1 pseudogene is annotated in these 576 nt (G+C 41.7%); it reads left to right on the top strand.

Annotation, left to right across the window (positions count from 1 at the left end):
* Positions 1-86 precede the first annotated feature (86 nt).
* A pseudogene (tnpA, locus tag DESPIG_RS13450) lies at positions 87-543 on the top strand (IS200/IS605 family transposase).
* Positions 544-576: the final 33 nt, after the last annotated feature.

Here is a 576-nt window from a genome sequence, read left to right on the forward strand (position 1 = left end):
GTATGTTATAAAGCTCCTTTTGATTTGCTAACATTGGATTGCGGTCTGGCAACTGCATCTATGAAGCAAATCAAAAGGAGGTCATGATGAGTGACATCAAAAGCTTAGCTCATACCAAGTGGAACTGCAAATATCATATAGTATTTCCCTAATACCGGAGACAGGTTTTCTATGGTGAGAAAAAACGTGCCATTAGGCGAGATTTTACGCAGACTGTGTGAATGGAAGGGAATAAATATTATCGAGGCGGAATGCTGTCCTGACCATATCCACATGCTTGTTGAGATCCCTCCAAAAATGAGTGTTTCAGGATTTATGGGATATTTGAAAGGTAAAAGTAGCCTGATGATATATGATCAATTTGGTGATTTAAAATTCAAGTACCGCAATCGTGAATTTTGGTGCCGTGGATATTATGTGGATACGGCAGGTAAAAATGCGATAAAAATCCGTGATTACATACGAAGACAATTAGACGAGGATAAATTGGGAGCGCAGTTGAGCCTTCCGTGTCCCGGTAGCCCGTTTACGGGCCGCAAGTAAGAGAAATGCAAATGTCAGACCGCCATGCGCCTG

Source organism: Desulfovibrio piger ATCC 29098 (assembly GCF_000156375.1).
Taxonomy (GTDB): domain Bacteria; phylum Desulfobacterota; class Desulfovibrionia; order Desulfovibrionales; family Desulfovibrionaceae; genus Desulfovibrio; species Desulfovibrio piger.